Annotated in this window: 2 protein-coding genes; both read right to left on the bottom strand. The window is 36.6% G+C overall.

What is annotated here, in order from left to right; all coding sequences use genetic code 11:
- Positions 1 to 201 (bottom strand): ATP-binding cassette domain-containing protein (locus HZ297_RS11925; protein WP_178863987.1); only part of this gene is annotated, 201 nt, incomplete at its 3' end.
- Positions 201 to 382 (bottom strand): ABC transporter permease family protein (locus tag HZ297_RS11920; RefSeq protein WP_218644638.1); only part of this gene is annotated, 182 nt, incomplete at its 5' end. The genes HZ297_RS11920 and HZ297_RS11925, both read right to left, overlap by 1 nt.

The raw sequence follows: 382 nt of genomic DNA, 5'->3' as shown, positions 1-382 counted from the left end.
ATAGCCGTTCACAGTGATGTGACCGCTAGTGACTTCTTCTAAAAGATTGAGGCTACGGAGGAAAGTTGACTTACCAGAACCTGAAGGACCGATGATACAAACAACATCTCCTTCATAGAACTTAGTCGTAATTCCTTTTAGGACTTCATTTTTTCCATAGTGCTTGTGTAAATCATTTACATCAATTTTTAATTTTGCCATTAACGAATCCTCTTTTCTAAGCGTTTCGCTAGTCTAGTCAATAGTGTGATAATTACAAGATAGAAGATAGCAAGGATTGCATACATCTTGAAACTTTGGTAGTTACGAGCAATGATAATCTTACCAGTTTGGAAGAGTTCAACCAAACCGATAGCAGATACGATAGTTGTATCTTTAAGAG

The organism is Thiomicrorhabdus cannonii, from assembly GCF_013391695.1.
GTDB lineage: Bacteria > Pseudomonadota > Gammaproteobacteria > Thiomicrospirales > Thiomicrospiraceae > Thiomicrorhabdus > Thiomicrorhabdus cannonii.
This window is presented reverse-complemented; position numbering and strand designations above follow the sequence as displayed.